Consider the following 22551-nt stretch of genomic DNA (forward strand, 5'->3'; position numbering starts at 1 on the left):
TTCGCTCGGGAACACGGATTTCCTTGGAGCGATCAGAACTTCAGTCCCTTCACCATCTTGACGCCGGGCAGCTGGCAGACCTGCCACAACAAAGGTTCGGGCATGGCCGAGTCGAGGCTGAGCAGCAGCACCGCCTCGCCCCCGGCGGCGCGGCGGCCGAGGTGGAAGGTGCCGATGTTCAGCCCCGCATCGCCCAGCGTGCTGCCGATACGACCGATGAAGCCGGGCGCGTCCTCGTTGACGATATAGAGCATGTCGCCGTCGAGATCGGCCTCGACCTTGATGCCGAACATTTCGACGAGGCGCGGTTCGTTGTTACCGAACAGCGTCCCCGCGACCGAACGGTCGCCGGCTTCGGTGGCGACGGTGACGCGGACGAGGGTGTGATAATCGCCCTCGCGATCATGGCGCACCTCGCGCACGTCGAGGCCGCGTTCGCGGGCAAGATGCGGCGCGTTGACCATGTTCACGCTGTCCGAATAACGGCGCATCAGCCCGGTCAGGACCGCGGCGGTGATCGGCTTCAGGTTAAGTTCGGCCGCCGCCCCCTCGACCTCGATCGAGATGGTGGTGAGGTTGTCGTGGGCGAGCTGACCCACCAGACTGCCCAGCTTTTCGGCGAGGCTCATATAGGGGCGCAGCTTCGGCGCCTCCTCGGCCGACAGGCTGGGCACATTGAGCGCGTTGGTAATGCCGCCGGTGAGCAGATAATCGGAAAGCTGTTCCGCTACCTGGATGGCGACATTGACCTGCGCTTCGTCGGTCGATGCGCCGAGGTGCGGCGTGCAGATGAAGTTCGGCGTGCCGAACAGCGGATGATCGGCGGCCGGCGGTTCGGTCTGGAACACGTCGAGCGCCGCGCCCGCGACATGGCCGCTGTCGAGCGCCTCCTTCAGCGCCGCCTCGTCGATCAGGCCGCCGCGCGCGCAGTTGATGATGCGCACGCCCTTCTTGGTCTTCGCAAGATTTTCCTTCGACAGGATACCCCGCGTCTGGTCGGTCAGCGGCGTGTGCAGCGTGATGAAATCCGCCTTGGCGAGCAATGTGTCGAGATCGGCCTTTTCGACGCCGAGCTCTATTGCGCGCTCGGGGGTCAGGAACGGATCGAAGGCGACGACCTTCATGCGCAGCCCCAGCGCGCGCTCGGCGACGATGCTGCCGATATTGCCGCAGCCGATCAGGCCCAGCGTCTTCGACGTCAGTTCGACCCCCATGAAGTCGTTCTTCGGCCATTTGCCTGCCTGCGTCAGCGCATTGGCTTCGGGGATCTGGCGCGCGAGCGCGAACATCATCGCGATCGCATGTTCGGCCGTGGTGATGCTGTTGCCAAAGGGCGTGTTCATCACGACGACGCCCTTCTTCGACGCCTCGGGAATGTCGACATTGTCGACGCCGATCCCGGCGCGGCCGACGACCTTCAGGTTTGTCGCGGCGGCGAGGACGTCGGCGGTGACCTTGGTGGCCGAGCGGATCGCGAGGCCGTCATAGGCGCCGATCATCGCGATCAGCTCGTCCTTCGTCTTGCCGGTGATGACATCGACGTCGATGCCGCGTTCCTTGAAGATCGCGGCGGCTTTGGGATCCATCTTGTCGGAAATCAGAACTTTGGGTGCGGTCATGGAATGAAACCTTCCGTGTGCTCCCGCGAAGGCGGGAGCCCAGCTCCCGATGCTTGCGGAATGAAATGGCAGGAGATGGGTCCCCGCCTTCGCGGGGACACACCGAATTCAGGTAAGCGAGGCGTAAGCCCAGTCGAGCCAGGGCCCGAGCGATTCGATATCGGCGGTGTCGACCGTCGCGCCGCACCAGATGCGCAGCCCCGGTGGAGCATCGCGATAGCCGGCGATGTCATAGGCCGCGCCCTCGGCTTCGAGCAGCCCGGCGAATTTCTTGATGAAATCCGCGTCGGCCCCAGCGACCGACAGGCACACCGACGTCTTCGATCGGCTGGCGGGATCGGCGGCGAGATGGCTCAGCCATCCGCGTTCGGCGACGATCGTGTCGAGCGCCGCGGCGTTCGCATCGCTGCGCGCCTTCAGCCCGTCGAGACCGCCCAGCGACTTCGCCCATTCGAGCGCAAAGATCGCGTCTTCGACCGCGAGCATCGAGGGGGTGTTGATCGTCTCGCCCTTGAACACGCCTTCGGCAAGCGCGCCCTTCGACATCAGGCGGAACACCTTGGGCAGCGGCCAGGCCGGCGTATGGCTTTCGAGCCGTTCGACCGCGCGCGGACCCAGGATCAGCACGCCATGCCCGCCTTCGCCGCCGAGCACTTTCTGCCAGCTGAAGGTCGCAACGTCGATCTTGTCCCACGGCAGGTCATAGGCGAACACCGCGCTGGTCGCGTCGGCGAAGCTCAGCCCCTCGCGGTCTGCCGGAATCCAGTCGCCGTCGGGAACGCGGACGCCGCTGGTGGTGCCGTTCCAGGTGAAGAGCACGTCGTTCGACCAGTCGACCTGGCCCAAATCGGGAAGCTGGCCGTAATCGGCGCGGATCACCGTGGGATCGAGCTTGAGCTGCTTGGCGACATCGGTGACCCAACCTTCACCGAAGCTCTCCCAGGCCAGCGCCGTCACGGGGCGGGCGCCCAGCATCGTCCACATCGCCATTTCAAAGGCGCCGGTGTCCGATCCCGGCACGATGCCGATGCGGTGCGTATCGGGCAGGCGCAGCATCTCGCGCATCAGGTCGATGCAATATTGGAGGCGCGTCTTGCCGATCTTCGCGCGATGCGAACGGCCGAGCGATTCGGTGTTGAGCTTTTCGGGGGACCAGACCGGCGGCTTCGCGCACGGACCGGAGGAAAAATAAGGACGCGCAGGCTGTGCCTGCGGTTTACGCACTTCAGTCATGTCAGACTCTCCTTGCAGAGAGCTCGCGCGGCGTTGGGACCGCGTGGCCCGGCGCCGCGTTTAAGCCGGTGCGCGCAACTGTCAAACAAAATGCGCGGAACGTGCGAAATTTCCGGCAAGCCGCGCCAAAGCTTTACGCCCTGTTAACCAAGATGTCGGTAAATTGACGCCATGCCGATCCCGCCGTTCCTGAAGCCCCGGATCCTGGTCGCCGCAACCGCGGCGCTGACGCTCTCGGCCTGTTTCAGCACCCCCGACGTGATGAAGCGGAGCGATGCCAAACGCCCCGCCGCGACCAAGCAGCAGCGGCCGCAGACGATCGGCGCCGCATCCTTCAGCAGCCCCGAGGCGCAGCAATGCGCCTTTGATCTCAAACAGGCGGGGGTGCGCTTCACGCCGCTGCCCGATCAGGATCATGGCGGCGGCTGTACCTCGATCGATTCGGTCAAGCTGCTCGACATCGGAACCCCGGTGACGAACCTCGGCCCGATGACCTGTCCGCTCGCGAAGAATTTCGCCGCCTGGGCGCAATATGCCGTCCGCCCCGCGGCGCGCAAATTCTTCGGGCAAGAGGTGGTGAAGATCGAAACCTTCGGCACCTACAGCTGCCGCAACATCTATGGCGGCCGGTCGGGCCGCCTGTCGCAGCACGCCTATTCCAATGCGATCGACGTGTCGGGTTTCGTCCTTGCCGATGGACGCCGGATCATGCTCGACGGCGGATGGAAGGGCGACCGGGCGTCGCAGGACTTCCTGCGCGCACTGCACAGCTCGGCATGCCGCCGCTTCGGCACGGTGCTCAGCCCCGACTATAATGCCGCGCATTACAATCATTTCCACATGGACATGAGCGGCAACGGCTTCTGCCGCTGACCAAGCCCGCGCGCGGGCGTCTTGGCAAAGTCATACGAAGCGGCTAGCCGTCCGCTAATGACAAAAGATAAACAGACCCATCGTTCGCGTTTTCACAAAGCCAAAGACGACGCACAATTCGCCCAGCAGGCGACCTCGACCCCGCAGACCGCAAGCGAAGCCTATAAGCTCGCATTTCAGGACACCGACTTCCTGTTGCGCGAAGACTTGCGTCCGGTGCGGTTTCAGCTCGAACTGCTCAAGCCCGAACTGCTCCTCGACGAAGCGAAGATCGAATCGACGCTCGTCATCTACGGCTCGGCGCGTATTCCCGAACCCGATCAGGCCGACGGCCTCGAAGCTGCGGCGACCGACGATGCGTCGCGCAATATCGCGCGGCGTCTGAAGGCCAAGGCGCGCTATTATGACGAGGCGCGCAAGCTGGCGCGGTTGGCGAGCCAGGTTCCCGTCGATGCCAATGGCGATCGCAATTTCGTCGTCTGTTCGGGCGGCGGCCCGTCGATCATGGAAGCGGCCAACCGCGGCGCGGCCGACGAAGAGCGCGAATCGATCGGCCTCAACATCGTGTTGCCGCACGAACAGGCGCCGAACCGCTATGTCACCCCGTCGCTAAGCTTCCAGTTCCACTATTTCGCGCTTCGCAAGATGCACTTCCTGCTGCGCGCGCGTGCTGTCGCGGTCTTTCCCGGCGGCTTCGGCACCTTCGACGAAATGTTCGAGCTGCTGACGCTGATCCAGACTGGCAAGATCAAGCCGATCCCGATCGTGCTGTTCGGCAAGCAGTTCTGGAACCGCGTCGTCGATTTCGAGGCGCTGGTCGAAGAGGGCGTGATCAGCGCCCGCGACCTCAAGCTCTTCACCTTCGTCGAACATGCCGAAGAGGCCTGGGACGTCATCCAGAGCTTCTACGCCAACGCCGATCATCACTAGGACCAGGAACCCCGAGGGCTTGGCCCTCGGGAAGCGAACGCCCAACGGATCGGGCTATTTCGACTGGTCTTCGAGGTAGAGAATCAGCGCCTGGCGATCGGCAGCGTCGATGACCCCGGCAAAGGCCATGCGCGTGCCGGGGACGGTCTTCATCGGATCGGCAAGATAGATATCGAGTGCGGCGGCGTCCCAGACGCCGCCCTTTGCCTTCATCGCGCCCGAATAGGCAAAGCCCGGATGCGACGCGACCGGGCGGCCGACGATACCGTGCAGGTTCGGGCCGATACCGTTCGGGCCATCCTTGTCGATCGTGTGGCAGGCGGCGCAGCGCTTGAAAATCTGTTCGCCCATCGCCGCGGTCGGCGCGACGGCGGGCGTAGCCTGAGCCGCGGTTTCAGCCGCTCGCGCATCGCTCGCCGCCGTGTCCGCCGGCGGTGCGGCCTTGCCGCAACCGGCAAGGGCCAAAACGCCCGCCAGAAGGACGGGCGCGCGGCGCATTATTTCTTGGCTTCGGCGGGCGCGGGAGCCGCGCCTTCCGCCGGGGCGGCGGCCTTGTCGCCTTCGGCGGCCGGTGCCGCGCCATCCTTGCCCTCCGCCGGAGCGGCGGCATCGGCAGCCGGTGCCGCTTCGGGCGCGGGCAGCGGCAGGTTCGAACCCTGCGCGTTCAGATAGACGATCAGGTTGGCGCGATCCTCGGGGCTCGACAGGCCGGCGAACGACATTTTCGTGCCTGCCGCGAACTTGCGCGGGCTGGTCAGCCAATGGTCCATCTTTTCGAAGTCCCAGTTGCCGCCGACGCTCTTGAGCGCGTCGGAGAAGGCGAAGCCGCCCTTGCCCTGACCGATGGCTTCACCCATCGTGCCGTAAAGATTGGGGCCGATGCCATTGGCGCCGCCCTGATTGATCGTATGGCAGGCGGCGCATTTCGCGAACACCGCTTCGCCCTTTGCCGGATCGGCGGCTGCGAGCAGGTTGGGCAGCGGCACCGCCGCCGCGCCGCCGCCGCCACCGGCTTCGGCATCTTCGATAGGAAATCCGGGCTTTTCAGGGGCATGGCTCGCACCCAGCATGCCGGTGCCGATCGTCAGGCCCAGCGCGCAGATACCGGCGAAGAGAGCCCAGCCGGCGATAGTATTGTTGCGGTCGTCCATGTCAGGCCCCGTTCGCTGGCGCCCACCCCGGGCGCATCGATTGATTTGGACGCTCCCTTACTTGGGCATGGGCGGGGGCGCAAGGGGATGAAATGTCCCGGCGGCATGCGCACGTTCGGTTGCCTCCGCATCGCGGGGCCGCTATGCGCCGCGGCGCGGTTTTCTGGAAGGCGTTCATGGGCAGCTATTCGGCTTCGGCACAAAGACTGGTCGACACGATGACGGCGGCGGCGCTCGCCGATCCCGCGCGGGGGCTGGCCTTTCAGGGCGCGCCCGGCGCGAACAGCGACCTTGCGGCGCGCGAATTCGACCCGCAGGCGCTGCCGCTGCCCTGCTACAGCTTCGAAGATGCGATCGAGGCGGTGCGCGACGGGCGCGTCGACCGCGCGATCATTCCGATCGAAAACAGCCTGCATGGCCGCGTCGCCGACATTCATTTCCTGTTGCCCGAATCCGGCCTGTCGATCGTCGGCGAACATTTTCTGCGCATCCGCCACGGATTGATGAGTCGCAATCTTGGCCCCGTCACGCGCGCGATGAGTCACGAACAGGCGCTGGGACAGTGCCGCCACTGGCTGCGCGCGCACCATATCTCGCCGATCGCGCATAGCGACACCGCGGGCGCGGCAGCCTGGGTCGCCGACAGCGACGAGGTCGGGCTGGCCGCCGTCGCGCCGCCGCACGCCGCCGATCTTTACGGGCTGACGCTGCACGAATCGGGCATCGAGGATGCCGATCACAATATGACACGCTTCGTCGTGCTGGCGCGCGAACCGCTCGCCGACATGCCTGCCGATGTGCCTCGGATGACGACCTTCATCTTCGAGGTGAAGAATATTCCGGCTGCGCTCTACAAGGCGCTGGGCGGCTTTGCGACCAATGGCGTCAACATGACGAAGCTCGAGAGCTATCAGGACGGCGGCAGCTTTGCCGCGACCAAATTCTATGCCGATATCGTCGGCGCGCCGGGCGAGGAAAATGTCGACCGCGCGCTGGAGGAACTGGATTTCCAGACCAAGACGCTGCGTCTGCTCGGTACCTACCCACAGGCGCGCGTCCGCGGCTGATCGGCCTCAGGGTTCGCGGCGCGACAGGGTGCGCGCCAGCGTCAGGCTCTGGATCACGAACAGCGTCACCAGAATGCTCGCCACGCCGAGCCCGAACAGGTCGAGCGGCGAGAAATGGCTGCCCAGAACGCGCTCGTCGCCGAGCGCAGGCATCGCGAGCGTCAACGCCATCAGCATCAGCCGCAATTCGGTCGGCCCGCCCGCAAGGTAGGAAAGGCGAAATTCGCCGACGACCTTCGCCGCAAGGAAAGTGTGGATCGACAGCAGGAAATAGCCAACAACCCCCAGCAGCGCGACATCGAAGCGCAGGAAAGGGCTCATCCCCATGCTTGCGACCATCAGGAAGGTCGCGATCGCATCGACGCTATGGTCGACGAAATAGCCATAGGTCGGCCGCTCGATCTTGCGCCAGCGCGCCAGGCTGCCATCGAGCGAGTCGCCGAACCAGTTGACGACATAACCCACGAGCGACAGCGCCAGCCAGCCGCTGCCGAGCCAGCTCAGCAGATAGCCGCTTGTTACCATCAAGGCGCCCGCGAAGCCGAGCAGTGTGAGCTGGTCGGGCGTCACCCAGGCGGGCAAACGCGCGCATAGCCAGTTGAGCAGGCGGCGCTCGCCGCGTGCAAGAATATTCTGCTGGATACGCGTCGCCACCGGCGCGCGCTTGTCCGCATTGTTCATTGGATGTTCGCCTTTTCCGGCCCCATCACATATCTGCGCCCTGTCATCAAATTGTCATAGGCTCCGCGCCGCTACGCGCAAGCCTTAACCCGCGCGGCCGGGCGCAGGCGGAGCGCGCTTCGGCGCCCGTCTCGCGCGGTCAGTGCGGTTTCAATCCTGCCAAGGGCCGATTTCGCCGACGTCGCCGACGGTGCGAAAGCGCACCGCGCCATCGACCCATGCCACTTCCCACATCGGTGCCGGGCGGGCCCATTCGCCGATCACGAACAGCGGCAGGCGGTTCGCGGCGACGAACGCCAGATCGTCGGCGGTCGGCCCGGGAATGATCGTTTCCATCCGCTGATGCAGCCGCACCACCGCCAGCGTCCCCGGCGGCGGCGCGGGCAGCGACTGCCGTGCCGGAAAGGCAAGGCTCGCCATGACCGCGGGATAGCCTTTGCCGTCGCGTGTAAGGAGCAGGATCTTGTCGGGATTGGCATAGGGGCCACCGGTCGGCCGTCCCGCGACCTTGCGCCCGTCGATCGCCGCAAATTCGCGCAGATCCTGATCGGCGACGGGGGACGGGGCCGTCGTCTCGACGCCCGGGGCTGCGGCTGCAGGACCGGCTGCCTGCACCGCGAACAACAGGAGCGCAGCGATCAATGCGCGTCGCCCCAGCTCTTGCCGGTTCCGACCTCCACCTCCAGCGGCACCGACAGCGTCAGGACCGGCTCGGCGGCGGCGGCCATCACGCGGCGGATCACGGCGCCGGCGGCTTCGGCCTTGTCCTCGGGTGCCTCGAAGACGAGTTCGTCATGGACCTGGAGCAGCATCTTCACCTCATCCAGCCCCGCCTCGGCGAGCGCTACGGGCATGCGCGTCATCGCGCGCTTGATGAGGTCGGCGCTGGTGCCCTGGATCGGCGCGTTGATCGCCGCGCGTTCGCTGCCCTGGCGTTCGTTCTGGTTCGCCGCCTTGATGCGCGGGAACCAGGTCTTCCGACCGAACAAGGTCTCCGTATAGCCGCGCTCGCGCGCGCGCTCGAGCGTGCCCTGGATATAGTCGGAGATGCCGGGGAAGCGCTCGAAATAGCGGCTGATCAGCGCTTGCGCCTCGTCGGGCGTGATTTCAAGCCGGCCCGCAAGCCCCCAGCGCGAAATGCCGTAGAGGATCGAGAAGTTGACCGTCTTCGCCTTGGCGCGGGTGTCGCGATTGACCTCGCCGAACAATTCGATCGCGGTCGCGGCATGAATGTCCTGACCCTGCGCGAACGCCTCCTTGAGTTCGGGGACATCGGCCATATGCGCAGCGAGGCGCAGTTCGATCTGGCTATAGTCGGCGGCGATCAGCATATGGCCCGGCGCGGCGATGAAGGCATCGCGGATCTGGCGGCCGACTTCGCTGCGGATCGGGATATTCTGCAAATTGGGATCGGTCGACGACAGCCGCCCGGTCTGCGCGCCGACAAGGCTGTAGCTGGTGTGGACGCGCCCGGTCTTCGCATTGATCTGTTGCTGCAGCGCGTCGGTATAGGTCGATTTGAGCTTGGCGAGTTGCCGCCATTCGAGGATCATGCGCGCGATCGGCACGCCGTCGCGTTCGAGCCTTTCGAGTTCATTCTGGTCGGTCGACCAGTCGCCCGACTTGCCCTTGCGCCCGCCCTTGAGGCCGAGCTTGTCGAACAATATCTCGCCGAGCTGCTTGGGACTGCCGATGGTGAAGGGCTGTCCTGCCTCGGCATGGATCGCGGTTTCCATCCGCGCCATTTCCTGCGCGAATTCGCCCGACAGGCGCGCCAGATAATCGCGGTCGACCATGATGCCCGCGCGCTCCATCGTCTCGACGACGCCGGCAAGCGGCCGGTCGACCATCTCGTAGACGCGGGTGCCGCCTTCGAGCGGCAGGCGCAGCTTGAGCAGCCGCCACAGTCGCAGCGCGACGTCGGCATCCTCCGCGGCATATTCGGTTGCGCGGGCGAGCGGGACTTCGGCGAAACTGATCTGCGATTTGCCGGTGCCGCACACCTCCTTGAACGACAGGCAGACATGGTCGAGATGCAGCTTTGCCAGCTCGTCGAGGCCGTGACCATGTTGGCCCGCATCGAGCGCGAAGCTCATCAGCAGCGTGTCGTCATAGGGCGCGACGCGGACGCCATGCTGGGCCAGCACGCCGATATCATATTTCAGATTGTGGCCGACCTTCAGCACCGCTTCGTCGGCGAACAGCGCGCCTAGGCGGGCGATGGCGTCGGCCATCGCAATCTGGTGGGGCTTTTCGGCGAACATGTCGGTGCCGCCATGGCCGAGCGGGATGTAGCAGGACTGCCCCGGCGCGATCGCCATGCTGACGCCGACCAGCTCGCCGGTGACGCTGTCGAGGCTCGCCGTTTCGGTATCGATCGCAACGACATGCGCCGCCTTCGCCGCCGCGATCCAGCGGTCGAGCGCGTCGAGGTCGGTCACGCATTCATAGGCTGCGCGGTCGATCGCCGGCATGGCGGGCAGCACCGGCGTCGTCGGACCGGAAGGCGCTACCGCGGCGGGCGCAGCGCCGGCGCGCGGTAGCGTGGGCGGCCCACCGGGGGCGACGCCATTGTCGAGCTTGGCGGAAAGCGAGCGAAAGCCATGTTCGTCGAGAAACAGCTTGAGCGGCGCTGGCGGAATCGCGCCGAGCTTCAGACTGTCGAGGGTGTCGGGCAGCGGGCAATCGCGCTTCAGATCGACCAGCACGCGCGACAGTTCGGCCATCGCGCGATGCTCGATCAGATTTTCGCGCAGCTTCGACGCTTTCATAGTCTCCGCCCCGTCGAGCGCCGCGGTCAGATTGCCATATTCCTGGATCAGCTTGGTCGCGGTCTTCGGGCCCACGCCGCGCACGCCGGGCACATTGTCGACGCTGTCGCCCATCAGCGCGAGGACGTCGCCGACGAGGTCGGGGGAGACGCCGAACTTCTCGTGCACCGCGTCGATCCCCAGCCGGACATTCTTCATCGTGTCGAGCATGTCGACATGCGGTCCGTCCGCGGGTTCGCGGATCAACTGCATCAGATCCTTGTCGCTGCTGACGATGGTCACGTCCCACCCTTCGCGCACCGCGGCCTCGGCATAGGAGGCGATCAGATCGTCCGCCTCGAATCCCTCCATTTCGATGCAGGGCAACGAGAAGGCGCGTGTCGCGTCGCGGATCAGCGGGAATTGCGGGCGCAGATCCTCGGGCGGTTCGGGACGGTTCGCCTTATACTGATCGTAAATCTCGTTACGGAACGACTGGCTCGAATGATCGAGGATGACCGCAAGGTGCGTCGGTCCGTCCGCGTCGTGCAGATCCTTCGCGAGCTTCCAGAGCATCGTGGTGTAGCCATAGACCGCACCGACCGGCACCCCGTTCGGGTTCGTCAGCGGCGGCAGGCGATGATAGGCGCGGAAGATGTAGCTGGAGCCATCGACCAGATAGAGATGATTCTTCTGTGACATGGCGCGGGGTGTAGCAGGGGGAAGGAAGGCGGCCTAGCTATGTCGGCGTGCTGTGTTGCGGAGGGTCTGCTTTGGGGTGATGGGGTGGACGCCCCCCGGCGGCATCGATGTGCCATAGTGGAGGTGTTATCACACCACTAGAGGAGGCGTCCGTGTTGGAAGTTAGCATAATCGGATTGGATATCGCGAAGAATGTTTTTCATGCGCACGGCGCGGATGCGAGCGGGCGAGCACTGTTCAGCCGCAAGATCGGCCGAGGGAAGCTGCTGGAGTTCTTTGCTGGGCACCAGCGTTGTACGGTCGCGCTGGAAGCCTGTGGGGGCGCGCACCATTGGGGCCGAGAGCTGACACGGCTGGGATACAAGGTGAAGCTGATCCCGCCGGCGTATGTGAAGCCGTTCGTGAAGCGGAACAAGAATGATGCGGCGGATGCGGAGGCGATCTGCGAGGCCGCCCAGCGCCCGAGCATGCGGTTCGTGGCGATCAAGAGCGAAGAGCAGCAGGCGTCAGGCCTGGTGTTCCGGACCCGTGACCTGCTGGTGCGGCAGCGCACCCAGCTGATCAATGCCATCCGAGGTCATCTTACCGAATATGGCTGGGTAGCGCCCAAGGGTCCCTCGCACGTCGCGATGCTCGGCGATCTGCTTGAGGACGAGATGGCCTCGTCGCTACCCGAGGCAGCCAGGGCGATGTTCCGCACGATGCTCGACCTGCTGGAGGAGCTGAACGAGAAGATCGGCGATCTCGACAAGGAGATTGCGCGCCGGGCTCGTGAGGATGCCGTCGCGAGGCGGCTTATGACGATCCCTGGGGTTGGACCGATTACGGCCACCGCATTGGCGGCTCTGGCGCCTCCAGCAGAAAGCTTCACCAAGGGACGGGACTTTGCGGCGTGGCTAGGTCTGGCGCCAAGGCAGATGTCGACGGGCGGCAAGCAGAAGCTGGGCTCGATATCCAAAATGGGCGAGCGCACACTGCGGCGATTGCTCATCATCGGTTGCAGTGCGGTGGTCCTGCAGGCCAGCAAGCGAGGCGCGCCTCAAGGCTCCTGGCTCGAGCAGATGATGGCGAGGAAACCGCGTATGCTGGTCACGGTTGCCCTTGCCAACAAGACAGCGCGGATCATCTAGGCCGTGCTTGTAAAGGGAGAGGATTACAGAGCTCCGGTCGCAGCCGCGGCGTAAGCCAAGGCGGACCAGAGGTCGCCGGAAGGCGTAGTCGGTCGAAGGAGAGTATGGCACAACAGTCGGCGAGACGGAGCCGGAAGAACCAGGGCTTTCCACTGTGCCGCGAGCACGCTGTGGGTGATGTGGTTCCGGTCCGCGAACTCCCATACGGGCCCGCAGCCTCCGATGCTGCATTGCAAGGCCGGACAGATGGCCGCATCCGACTACGTGCACTACCTCCAAAAATCGCTTGCGTCTTTTGGGGCGTCCACAGATGGGAAGCGGACGTTGCGGCGCCAAGGCAAAATTGCGAGAAGGAGGAATGCATAAGTTTCCCCAATCGCCTGAGCTGCAGTTCCTAATTGGCAGAGAACTGGCCCAAATAGCACTTGATCCAAACTCGGTGCAATTTCGATGGTCTCAGGGCGGACAGATTACCGTCACCGGCGATCTAGAACATGTGGGCGAAGACCGTATTGTGCACCCTTACGACTGTGCGGCATTCGCGGGCCCGCCCCTCCTGCTACACAGGCTTCTCATGAAGAAGGTTGTAATGATTGAAGTGCAGCCTTTGTGCCTGACTCTTGGCTTTGAAGGTGGACAGCAGTTACGTCTGAAATCTGAGGAAGGCCCTTGGGAGTGTGGTCTGATCTCGTTCACGGACGACTTGGCAGACGGATGGATCGTATACTGAACGTCCGCAACCGGCGGCTTGCCGACGAACCTCTTTTCCCGTTCGTGTCGAGCGAAGTCGAGACACCCGTCAACGCGACGCCTGGCCCGAGGGGCATCTCGACTTCGGCCAAAGGCCGAAGTTTATCCTGAGCGCCTGCCAAGGCAGTCGAAGGGCTCGATGCGAACGGGTCAGGATAGGCCAGAACGTCCGCAATCGGTCGCAATCCGCCAACCCGCCGCCCAATCACCCCGGATATCGGATCGCAAGCCTGTCCGCGGCCGCGACGGCGGCTGCCCGCGCGTCTTCGGTGGTGCCGCCCGCGACCTTGGCCAGTGCCACTCCCATGCGGCGATAGGGCCGCGTGACGGGTTTGCCGAAGAGGCGCGCGTCAACCGAGGTTTCGGCGTTCGGCGGCGTCAGGGCTTCGGCGAGGCCGGTGATCGCGAAATCACTTGCGTCGCGGTCGGCGAGCAGCACGGCGCTGGCGCTGGGGTGCGGCACGTCGACCGGCGGAATCGGCAATCCCAGTATCGCGCGCGCGTGAAGGTCGAATTCCGAATACTGCTGCGAGATCAGCGTCACCATGCCGGTGTCGTGCGGGCGCGGGGAAAGTTCGGAGAAGATGACATCGTCGCCCTTCACGAAAAATTCGACCCCGAAAATGCCATGGCCGCCGAGCGCATCGACGACCTTCGTCGCCATCGCCTGCGCGGCCTGCAGCGCCGCCGCCGACATGGCTGCGGGTTGCCAGCTTTCGCGATAGTCGCCGCGTTCCTGCCGATGTCCGATCGGCGGGCAGAAGGCGACGCCGTCCTTGTGGCGCACCGTCAGCAGCGTGATCTCATAATCGAAATCGATGAAGGCCTCTGCGATCACGCGCAGCCGGTCGCCGCGCATCCCGGCGGCCGCATAATCCCATGCGGCGTCGATCCCGGCGGCGTCCTTCACAGTGCTCTGCCCCTTGCCCGAGGAGGACATCACCGGCTTCACGACGAGCGGAAAGCCGATCCGCGCCGCGGCGGCGGCGAGTTCTTCGCGGCTGGTGGCATATTCGAAGGTCGAGGTCGTCAGGCTCAGCTCGCTTGCGGCAAGGTCGCGGATCGCATCGCGGTTCATCGTGAGCTGGGCCGCGCGTGCCGAGGGGACGATGTGAAACCCTTCGGCCTCGAGTTCGGCCAGCACTTCGGTCCGGATCGCTTCGATCTCGGGCACGACATGGTCGGGGCGGTGCTTTTCGATCGCGGCACCCAGCGCGTCGCCATCGAGCATCGAGAAAACCTCGGCCTCGTCCGCGACCTGCATCGCGGGCGCGCCGGCGTAACTGTCGCAGGCGATAACATGGCAGCCGAGCCGTTTTGCCGAAATGACGAACTCGCGGCCAAGCTCACCGGAACCGAGCAGGAGAATCTTTGCAGTGGGGGTCATTCAGGCCAGCTTTCGGTATCGTGGTCGGGATGTTGATGATTGGTCGCCGCGATCGCCGCGACAAGATCGGCCATGGTTTCCTCGGTCGTGCCTTCGGCCTGGATCGGCAGATCGGCAAAGACGGGCAGGCGGGCCTCCAGCCCGAACTGGAAACGCGGCGCGAAACGGCTGGGGTCGTCGAACGACCCCGTGGTCAGATTGATATGCTTGCTCTCGAAATAATCGTAGAGCAGCGGCGTGCCGCAATCGGCGCAGAAGCCGCGCGCCGCCTTGTCCGAACTGTTGAAGGTCGCGGGCATCCCGCGCGTCCAAGCGATGGCATCGCGCGGAACGCCGATCAGCGCGATGAAGAAGTTGCCAGCGGCCTTCTGGCACATGCGGCAGTGGCAGATGTGCGACGTGTCGAGCACCGCGCTGACGCGATAGCGCACCGCACCGCACTGGCAGCCGCCGGACGCATCGACCTCAAGTCGTTCGTGGCTGCCCATGATGCGTCACTCCCACTCGATAGTTCCCGGCGGCTTCGAGGTATAATCGTACACCACGCGGTTGATGCCCTGCACCTCGTTGATGATGCGCGTCGCGCAGCGGCTGAGAAAGCTCGCGTCGAAGGGGTAGATGTCGGCGGTCATGCCGTCGGTCGAGGTCACGGCGCGCAGCGCGCAGACATGGTCGTAGGTGCGCCCGTCACCCATCACGCCGACGGTCTTGACAGGCAGCAGCACCGCGAAAGCCTGCCAGATCGCATCGTAGAGGCCGGCATTGCGGATCTCTTCCAGATAGACGGCATCGGCCTTGCGGAGGATGTCACAGCGCTCCTTCGACACCTCACCGGGGATGCGGATTGCGAGCCCGGGGCCGGGGAAGGGGTGGCGGCCGACGAAGATGTCGGGGAGACCGAGTTCCTTGCCGAGCAGGCGGACCTCGTCCTTGAACAGTTCACGCAGCGGTTCGACGAGCTTCATGTTCATCCGCTCGGGAAGGCCGCCGACATTGTGGTGGCTCTTGATCGTGACGCTCGGCCCGCCGGTGAAGCTGACGCTCTCGATGACGTCGGGATAGAGCGTGCCTTGCGCGAGGAAATCGGCGCCGCCGATCTTCTTCGCTTCCTCCTCGAAGACGTTGATGAATTCGGCGCCGATGAATTTGCGCTTCTTTTCGGGGTCGGTGACCCCTGCGAGGCCGGCCATGAAGCGTTCCTCCGCATCGACGACGACAAGCGGGATGTTGTAATGGTCGCGGAACAGGCGTTCGACCTGCTCGCGCTCGTTCATGCGCAGCAGGCCATGGTCGACGAAGACACAGGTGAGTTGCTCGCCGATCGCTTCATGGATCAGCACCGCGGCGACCGCGCTGTCGACGCCGCCCGACAGGCCGCAGAGGACGCGCTGGTCACCGACCTGCGCCCGGATCTCGGCGATTTTCGTCGCGCGGAACTCGGCCATCGTCCAGTCGCCGCTGCAACCGCAGACATGGCGCACGAAATTGGCGATCAGCTTGGCGCCGTCGGGCGTGTGGACGACCTCGGGGTGGAATTGCGTGCCATAATAACGGCGTTCGTCGTCGGCGATCAGCGCGAAGGGGGCGCCGTCGCTGACCGCGACGATGCGGAAGCCGGGAGCGAAGCGGGTAACGCGGTCGCCGTGGCTCATCCACACCTGATGCCGTTCACCGACCTCCCACAGCCCGTCGAAGAGCACGCAGGGTTCGGTGACGGTCAGGAAGGCGCGGCCGAATTCGCCGTCGCGCTCGCCATCGGCGCCGCCCGGTTCGACCTGCCCGCCGAGCTGCTGGCTCATCACCTGCTGGCCGTAGCAGATACCGAGGATGGGAAGGCCGCTTTCGAATACCGATTGCGGGGCGCGCGGGCTGCCCGCCGCAGGGACCGATGCCGGTGAGCCCGAGAGGATCACGCCCTTGGGCTTCATCCGTTCGAGCGCGGCCTCGGCGGCGTTGAACGGAACAATCTCGCTGTAGACGCCGGCTTCGCGGACACGGCGGGCGATGAGCTGGGTGACCTGGCTGCCGAAATCGACGATCAGGATCGATTCGGGGGCGGCGGAAGAGGCTGGAGTCGGCATGGCTGGCCGATACGGATGCCGGCGCCGACTGTCTAGGGTCAAGCCGGGCGCTCGGGCGCTTCGTCGGTCCGGGACAGGCGTTGGTGGAAGCGCCCTCGCGATGCCATAGTGTTGCGACAATTGGCGAATAGCTGCCCGGCAAGACCGAAATTCGCTTCATCGCCGGTTCAATCGGGTCCGGCATGATGACCAAAAGACAAGATAAAGGTTCTCCCCACCATGTATCTTCGACCGCTCCTTCCCATGCGCGCCCTGTTGCTGACCGGCGCCGCGATTGCCGCCGCCCCGGCCGCGATGGCGCAGGATCAGGCGACCGTCCCCGTCGTTTCGAGCTCGGGGACCCCGACCGACGACGATATCGACTATGCCGACGAGATCGTCGTGACCGCGCCGCGGATCGCGGGGCAACTCGATACCGATATCGCGGCCGAGGCCGAACTCGATGAAGCCGCGATCGCCAGCTATGGCGCCTCGTCGATCGAGGAATTGTTGACGGCGCTCGAACCGATCACGCGGTCGGGACGCGGGCGCGGTAGCGGGCGGCCCGTGATCCTGGTCAATGGGCGCCGAATCGGCGGCTTCGGCGCGGTGCGCAACCTTCCGCCCGAAGCGATCGCCAAGGTCGAGATTTTCCCCGAGGAAGTCGCGCTGCAATATGGCTATGCCGCAACCGACCGCGTCGTGAATTTCGTGCTCAAGCCCGATTTTAAACAGGTGTCGGTGGAGGGCGAGGCAGGCGTGCCGACGCAGGGCGGGCAGTTCAAGAGCGAGCTGGAACCCGCGGTCGTCGCGATCGGACAGAATGGCCGCTTCAACCTCAACGGGGGGTGGGAGCATCAGGCGATGCTGCTCGAGCGCGAGCGCGACCTTGGCGACACGGGGCGCAGCCTGCTGCCCGCCAGCGACACCTATATCATCGACGGCACGATCGTCCGCAATCTCGACAAGGTCACCGACCTGTCGGCAAGCCTGCGGTTCGACCAGACCGACAGCCTCAGCCTTCTCGGCCCCGGCGCGGGCGGTGTCAGCGATCCGCTGCGCCGCGACAGCCGGACGCAGAACTGGACGGGTTCGGCAAGCGCCAACGGCATGCTCGGCGCGTGGCGCTGGTCGGTTACGGGCAATTATGCCGACAGCGATCAGCGCATCTTTACCGAACGCCTGAGTGGCGGGCGCGACCGTTTCGACAGCAGCCAGCAGAGCTTCGGCGGCAATGCCAATATCTCGGGGAGCGTGGTCGAGGGATGGGCCGGCCCGATCCGCGCATCGATCACCGGCGCTTATACCGGCCTGCGTTATGATAGCCGCGCCGACCGCAGCGGCGTCATCACGACGAGCGACCTCGCGCGCGACACGCCGAGCGTTTTCGGATCGCTGACCGTGCCGATCCTCGATCCCGACTATGATGTCGGCAAGATCGGTCGCATTTCGCTGACGCTGAACGGCCAGGTCGAAAACCCCAGCGATTTCGCCGCGCTCAAAAGCTGGGGCGCGACGCTCAATTGGGGGCTGACCGACAATCTGTCGTTGCTCGCAAGCTTCAACCGCGACGAGGCGGCGCCTTCGGTGACACAGCTTGGCGCGGCGCCGCTGGTTACCGACAATGTCACCTACTACGACTTCCGCACCGGCCAGACGGTGCAGATCCAGACGACGACCGGCGGCAATCCTTTCCTCCTCGCCGAACAGCGCCGCGATGTGAAGCTCGGGCTCAACTGGTCGCCGCCGATGGTCGAGGGGTTGAACCTTTCGATCAACTACAACAGCAACCGTAGCGACGACACCAGCAACGGCTTCCCGCTGTTGACGCCCGAGATCGAGGCCGCTTTCCCGGATCGCGCGACGCGCGTCGGCGGCGTGCTTGTCGCGCTCGACCAGCGCCCGGTGAATTTCGACCGCGCAACCAATTCACAAATTCGCTGGGGGATCAATTTCGGCCGCAGTTTCGGCCAGTCGCAAGCGGGTCCGGGTGCGGGCCGCTTCGGTGGCGGTCGTCCGGCTGGCGGCGCCGAGCGACGTCCGCAGCCGGCGCAGGGCGACGCCCCGCCGCCGCCCGACGGGCAGGCCGCTAAACCCGCCGGATCGGGCGATGCGCCCGCCGCAGCGCCTGCACGCCCGCGTGGCCCCGGCGGCGGCTTTCGCGGCGGGCGCGGTGGTCCGGGCGGCATGTTCGGCGGACCGCAGGGCGGCCGCTGGCAATTGTCGCTCTATCACACGATCAAGCTGGCCGACCGCGTGCTGATACGGCCCGGCGTCCCTGAACTCGATCTGCTGAACGGATCGGCGATCGGCAATGGTGGCGGCAGCAACCGCAATCTGGTCGAACTCGACGGCGGCGTCTTTTACAAGGGCGTCGGTGCCCGGGTCAGCGCCAAATATGACAGCGGCAGCCGCGTCGTCGGCGGCGCCAACGGCGACCTGGCCTTCCACGATCTTGCGACCTTCAACCTGCGCTTCTTCGTCGATTTCAATCAGAAGCCCGAACTGACCAAGGCGCTGCCGATCCTGAAGGGATCGCGCCTGCGCCTGTCGATCGATAATCTGTTCGATGCGCAGCGCAAGGTCACCGACGCCAGCGGCGTCGTGCCGCTCACCTACGCGCCGGGCTATATTGACCCGCTCGGCCGCTATATCGAGCTGGAGTGGCGCAAGGCCTTCTAGAGTCCTGACTCACTCTAAACCAGGCGGGCCGAAACCGTGGCCGGCGCCGATGCGGATTCGGCGGGCACGAAGGTCAGTGCGCGCAGAAACTGCCGGGTGCAGTTCGGCCAGCTGTAGCGTTGGCCCAAGGCCGCGGCGCGGGCCGGATCGCGTGTCAGTGCCAGCGCGATCGCACGATCGAGATTGGTATCGAGAGCGCCAGCATCGTCGGTGACGATGTCGGCCGGGCCGGCAACGGGATAGGCCGCGACCGGCGTGCCGCACGACAGCGCTTCGATGACGACAAGGCCGAAGGTGTCGGTACGGCTGGGGAAGACGAAGACGTCGGCCCCGGCATAGGCGCCGGCAAGACGCTCGCCGCCGAGCTTGCCGAGGAAGCGGACATCCGGAAAGCGGGCGCGCAGATCATCGAGCGCCGGACCGTCCCCTACGATCACCTTCGTTCCCGGATGTCGGGCTTCGAGGAAGGCTTCGATGTTTTTTTCCACCGCGACGCGGCCGACATAGAGCTGGATCGGGCGGGCGAGGCCCGCGAAATCGGGATGGGGCGTGCGATCGGGATGAAAGAGGGCGTGATCGACGCCGCGTTCCCACATCATCGTCTGCCCAAGACCCTGCTCCGCAAGCTCGCGTTTCAGCGAGCGCGTTGCGACCATGATGTGCTGCGCGGGGCGATGGAACCAGCGGATAAAGCGCCACACGAACTGCGGCGACACCGGGATGCGCGCCGCGACATATTCCGGAAAGCGCGTGTGATAGGCGGTGGTGAAGGGAAAGCCGGTATCGATGCACCAGCGCCGCGCCGCAAGGCCGAGCGGTCCCTCGGTCGAGATATGAATCGCCTCGGGAGCGAAGGCGCGTATGCGCCGTGCGACGGCGCGCTTGCCCGCAAAGGCCAGGCGGATCTCGCCATAGGTCGGGCAGGGGATTGACCGGAACAGATCGGGCGAGATCACCCCGACGACATGCCCCAGCGCGCGCAACTCGGCGATCGTCGCCTGCAGCGTGCGCACGACACCGTTTACCTGTGGCTCCCAGGCGTCGGTAACGATCAATATCCGCATGCGGCGCTCACGCGGCCTTGGCGGCAGCGGGTAGGCCGAGCGGTGCCGGCGATTCGCGTGCGGCGAATTCTTCGGCCCAGTGCAGGATTTCCATCCGGCCGTCATGATGTTCTACCAGCGCGGTGCAACCTTCGACCCAGTCGCCGTCGTTGTAATAATCGACGCCGTCGATCGCGCGCATTTCGGCGCTGTGGATATGGCCGCACACTACCCCGTCGACCCCGCGCGAGCGCGCCGCATGGGCGACCACCTCTTCATAGTGACCGATGAACTGGACGGCGTTCTTGACCTTGTGCTTGGCGACCATCGACAGCGACCAATAGGGCAGGCCGAGGCGGCTGCGGACCGCGTTGACGACCACATTGCACTTCATCAGCGCGGTGTAGGCCGCGTCGCCGACAAAGGCGAGCCAGCGGTGCGCGAGCATTACCGCGTCGAATTCGTCGCCGTGGACGATCAGCAGCTTTCGGCCATCGGCGGTCTCGTGAACCGCCTCCCGCCGGATTTCGACGCCGCCGAAATCGAAGCCGTCGAACGGCTTGACCATCTCGTCGTGATTGCCGGGGACATAGACGACGCGCGTGCCGCGCTTCGCGCGCTTCAGCACGCGCCAGACGACGTCATTATGCTCGGGCGGCCAGAAGTGCCGCTTCTTCAGCCGCCAGCCGTCGATGATGTCGCCGACGAGATAAAGCGTCTCGCAATCGACATGGTCGAAAAAGTCGATCAGCAGCCCGGCGTTGCAGCCGCGCGTGCCGAGGTGGATGTCGCTGACCCACACGGTGCGGTAATTGCGCCGTTCGCCGATAACCCGCTCGGGCACATGCGGTTCGGTGGTGAAGGGATCGGGAAAGCGGTTCGGGATCGGCAGGGTCGAGATCGAGGCCATGTCTCACTCCGTAGGCAGCCTTGGCTGCCCACGGCCTAGACACGAGTTTTGTTACATGCGGCGAATCAAAGCCGCGACAGTTTGAAGAATGTTTTGCGGCGGTTCGGTGACTATTGGCCGTTTCCAGACGCAGTTTATCGAGGATCAGACGCGCCGGATCACCAGGTTGCGGATTTCGCTCATATCCTCCATCGCGAAACGGATGCCCTCGCGCCCGAGGCCCGAATCCTTGACCCCGCCATAGGGCATATTGTCGACGCGGTAGGAGGAGACGTCATTGACGACGATGCCGCCGACGTCGAGGTCGTCCCACGCTTCCAATATCTTGTGAATGTCGCGGGTGAAGATCCCGGCCTGCAAGCCGAATTTGCTGTCGTTGACCTCCGCCAGTGCGGCGTTCCAGTCGGTGAAGCGCGACAGGACGACCACCGGGCCGAAGGCTTCCTCGCGCACCACGTCCGCCCCCTCGGGCACATTTTCGAGCAGTGTCGCCTCGAGCATATTGCCCCCGCAGCCGCCACCGGCGAGCAACGTCGCCCCGGCCGCGACGGCGTCGTCGATCCAGCCCTTGAGCCGCTCTGCTTCCTTTGCCGAAATCATCGGGCCGATGAAGGTGTCGCGCTTTTTGGGATCGCCCGATTTGAGCGTCTTCACCTTGGCAGCAAGCATATCGCGGAAACGGTCGTAGATGTCGGCGTGGATGATGACGCGCTGCACATGGATGCAGCTTTGCCCCGACTGGTAATAGCCACCGAAGATGATCCGCGCGAGCGCATGATCGAGCTCGGCGTCCTTGTCGACGATCACGGCAGCATTGCCGCCGAGTTCGAGCACGACCTTTTTCTTGCCGGCCTTGGCCTTGAGGTCCCAGCCGACGCCGGGCGAGCCGGTGAAGCTCAGCAATTTCAGCCGGTCATCGGTGGTGAACAGATCGGCGCCGTCGCGGCTCGCGGGCAGGATGCTGAACGCGCCTTCGGGCAATATGTCACATTCCGCCAGAACTTCGCCCATGATGATCGCGCCCAGCGGCGTCATCGAGGCGGGCTTCATCACGAAGGGGCAGCCCATCGCGATCGCGGGCGCGATCTTGTGCGCCGCAAGGTTGAGCGGAAAATTGAACGGCGAGATAAAGCTGCACGGGCCGATCGGCACCCGCTTCCACATCCCCATATAGCCCTTGGCGCGCGCCGATATGTCGAGCGGCTGGATCTCGCCATAGTTGCGCGTCGCCTCTTCGGCGGCGATGCGGAAGGTGTCGATCAGGCGCCCGACCTCACCCTCGCTGTCGGCGATCGGCTTTCCCGCTTCCACGCACAGCGCATAGGCAAGCTCGTCAAAGCGTTCCTTGAAGCGCGCGACACAATGATTGAGGACATCCTGCTTCTCGTAACTCGCGAGCCGCGCCATCGGCTCGGCGGCGCGCACCGCGCCGGCGATGGCTTCATCGATGACATCGGGGGTCGCCAGTGCGGTACAGAAAGCGATTTCGCCGGTGAATTTGTCGATCACCTTGAGGTCGGTGTTCGGCTGCACCGCCTTGTTGTTGAGATAGAGCGGGTAGACGTCCTTGAGCTGCATTTCTT

General features: G+C 65.0%; 19 protein-coding genes. 6 read left to right on the forward strand and 13 right to left on the reverse strand.

All coding sequences use genetic code 11. From position 1 onward, the window contains the following. Positions 1-32 precede the first annotated feature (32 nt). Together serA and MU856_RS02105 are read right to left on the reverse strand one after the other, a co-directional pair. Positions 33-1619, reverse strand: coding sequence for a phosphoglycerate dehydrogenase (gene serA / locus MU856_RS02100; RefSeq protein WP_234180614.1), 1587 nt, complete (start codon positions 1617-1619; stop codon positions 33-35). Positions 1620-1727: 108 nt separating this feature from the next. Further along, on the reverse strand, positions 1728-2852 hold the full coding sequence (locus MU856_RS02105) for a phosphoserine transaminase (RefSeq protein ID WP_234180617.1): 1125 nt from the start codon (positions 2850-2852) through the stop codon (positions 1728-1730). A 171-nt stretch (positions 2853-3023) separates the two neighbouring features. On the opposite strand from MU856_RS02105, the gene MU856_RS02110 reads away from it, so the two are divergent. Further along, positions 3024-3725, forward strand: a complete 702-nt coding sequence (locus tag MU856_RS02110) for an extensin family protein (protein WP_234180619.1) — start codon at positions 3024-3026, stop codon at positions 3723-3725. 57 nt (positions 3726-3782) lie between these two features. After that, complete coding sequence (locus MU856_RS02115; RefSeq protein WP_234180621.1) at positions 3783-4655, forward strand: LOG family protein; 873 nt, start codon at positions 3783-3785, stop codon at positions 4653-4655. 54 nt (positions 4656-4709) lie between these two features. Here MU856_RS02115 and MU856_RS02120 read toward each other — a convergent pair whose 3' ends face one another. Further along, positions 4710-5153 (reverse strand): c-type cytochrome, encoded by a 444-nt coding sequence (locus MU856_RS02120; RefSeq protein ID WP_234180623.1) that lies wholly within the window; start codon positions 5151-5153, stop codon positions 4710-4712. Next, on the reverse strand, positions 5153-5806 hold the full coding sequence (locus MU856_RS02125; RefSeq protein ID WP_058812808.1) for a c-type cytochrome: 654 nt from the start codon (positions 5804-5806) through the stop codon (positions 5153-5155). The genes MU856_RS02120 and MU856_RS02125 overlap by 1 nt, the downstream gene beginning before the upstream one ends. A gap of 176 nt (positions 5807-5982) precedes the next feature. On the opposite strand from MU856_RS02125, the gene MU856_RS02130 reads away from it, so the two are divergent. Beyond that, positions 5983-6873 carry a prephenate dehydratase gene (locus tag MU856_RS02130; RefSeq protein ID WP_234180624.1) on the forward strand — a complete coding sequence of 297 codons (891 nt, stop codon included), beginning with the start codon at positions 5983-5985 and terminating at the stop codon, positions 6871-6873. A gap of 6 nt (positions 6874-6879) precedes the next feature. Here the strand turns inward: MU856_RS02130 and MU856_RS02135 are convergent, their stop codons facing one another. From MU856_RS02135 to polA, 3 genes are all read right to left on the reverse strand, one after another. Continuing rightward, positions 6880-7554, reverse strand: coding sequence for a CDP-alcohol phosphatidyltransferase family protein (locus MU856_RS02135; RefSeq protein ID WP_062768855.1), 675 nt, complete (start codon positions 7552-7554; stop codon positions 6880-6882). Between the two features lie 150 nt (positions 7555-7704). Further along, positions 7705-8196: a hypothetical protein gene (locus tag MU856_RS02140; RefSeq protein ID WP_234180626.1), complete on the reverse strand. Its 492-nt coding sequence runs from the start codon at positions 8194-8196 to the stop codon at positions 7705-7707. Beyond that, positions 8193-11006: a DNA polymerase I gene (polA, locus tag MU856_RS02145; RefSeq protein WP_234180628.1), complete on the reverse strand. Its 2814-nt coding sequence runs from the start codon at positions 11004-11006 to the stop codon at positions 8193-8195. The genes MU856_RS02140 and polA overlap by 4 nt, the downstream gene beginning before the upstream one ends. A 152-nt stretch (positions 11007-11158) precedes the next feature. Between polA and MU856_RS02150 the strand changes: the two genes are divergently transcribed. Both MU856_RS02150 and MU856_RS02155 read left to right on the forward strand, forming a co-directional pair. After that, entirely contained in the window at positions 11159-12136 is a 978-nt protein-coding gene (locus MU856_RS02150) for an IS110 family transposase (RefSeq protein ID WP_263588275.1), read from the forward strand. A 358-nt stretch (positions 12137-12494) separates the two neighbouring features. Continuing rightward, the gene (locus tag MU856_RS02155; RefSeq protein ID WP_058812812.1) at positions 12495-12866 is read left to right on the forward strand and encodes a hypothetical protein; all 372 of its coding nucleotides are present in this window, start codon (positions 12495-12497) and stop codon (positions 12864-12866) included. Between the two features lie 225 nt (positions 12867-13091). Here MU856_RS02155 and purT read toward each other — a convergent pair whose 3' ends face one another. Genes purT through guaA form a run of 3 tightly spaced genes read right to left on the reverse strand, consistent with a single transcriptional unit; the run spans position 13092 to position 16354 of the window. After that, a complete protein-coding gene (gene purT, locus MU856_RS02160) occupies positions 13092-14273 on the reverse strand; it encodes a formate-dependent phosphoribosylglycinamide formyltransferase (protein ID WP_234179388.1) in 1182 nt (393 codons plus the stop codon). After that, positions 14270-14761, reverse strand: coding sequence for a GFA family protein (locus tag MU856_RS02165; RefSeq protein WP_062768840.1), 492 nt, complete (start codon positions 14759-14761; stop codon positions 14270-14272). The genes purT and MU856_RS02165 overlap by 4 nt, the downstream gene beginning before the upstream one ends. Positions 14762-14767: 6 nt before the next feature. Continuing rightward, the gene (guaA, locus tag MU856_RS02170) at positions 14768-16354 is read right to left on the reverse strand and encodes a glutamine-hydrolyzing GMP synthase (protein WP_186401747.1); all 1587 of its coding nucleotides are present in this window, start codon (positions 16352-16354) and stop codon (positions 14768-14770) included. 243 nt (positions 16355-16597) lie between these two features. On the opposite strand from guaA, the gene MU856_RS02175 reads away from it, so the two are divergent. After that, positions 16598-19015, forward strand: coding sequence for a TonB-dependent receptor plug domain-containing protein (locus MU856_RS02175; protein WP_263588276.1), 2418 nt, complete (start codon positions 16598-16600; stop codon positions 19013-19015). 14 nt (positions 19016-19029) lie between these two features. On the opposite strand, the gene MU856_RS02180 is transcribed toward MU856_RS02175, so the two are convergent. From MU856_RS02180 to MU856_RS02190, 3 genes are all read right to left on the reverse strand, one after another. Next, a complete protein-coding gene (locus MU856_RS02180) occupies positions 19030-20079 on the reverse strand; it encodes a glycosyltransferase family 4 protein (protein ID WP_263588277.1) in 1050 nt (349 codons plus the stop codon). A gap of 7 nt (positions 20080-20086) precedes the next feature. Beyond that, positions 20087-20968, reverse strand: a complete 882-nt coding sequence (locus MU856_RS02185) for a UDP-2,3-diacylglucosamine diphosphatase (RefSeq protein ID WP_062901963.1) — start codon at positions 20966-20968, stop codon at positions 20087-20089. A gap of 144 nt (positions 20969-21112) precedes the next feature. Next, positions 21113-22546, reverse strand: coding sequence for an aldehyde dehydrogenase family protein (locus MU856_RS02190; RefSeq protein WP_062901964.1), 1434 nt, complete (start codon positions 22544-22546; stop codon positions 21113-21115). Between the last annotated feature and the right edge of the window lie 5 nt (positions 22547-22551).

It is taken from the genome of Sphingopyxis sp. GC21, assembly GCF_025727575.1.
GTDB lineage: Bacteria > Pseudomonadota > Alphaproteobacteria > Sphingomonadales > Sphingomonadaceae > Sphingopyxis > Sphingopyxis terrae_A.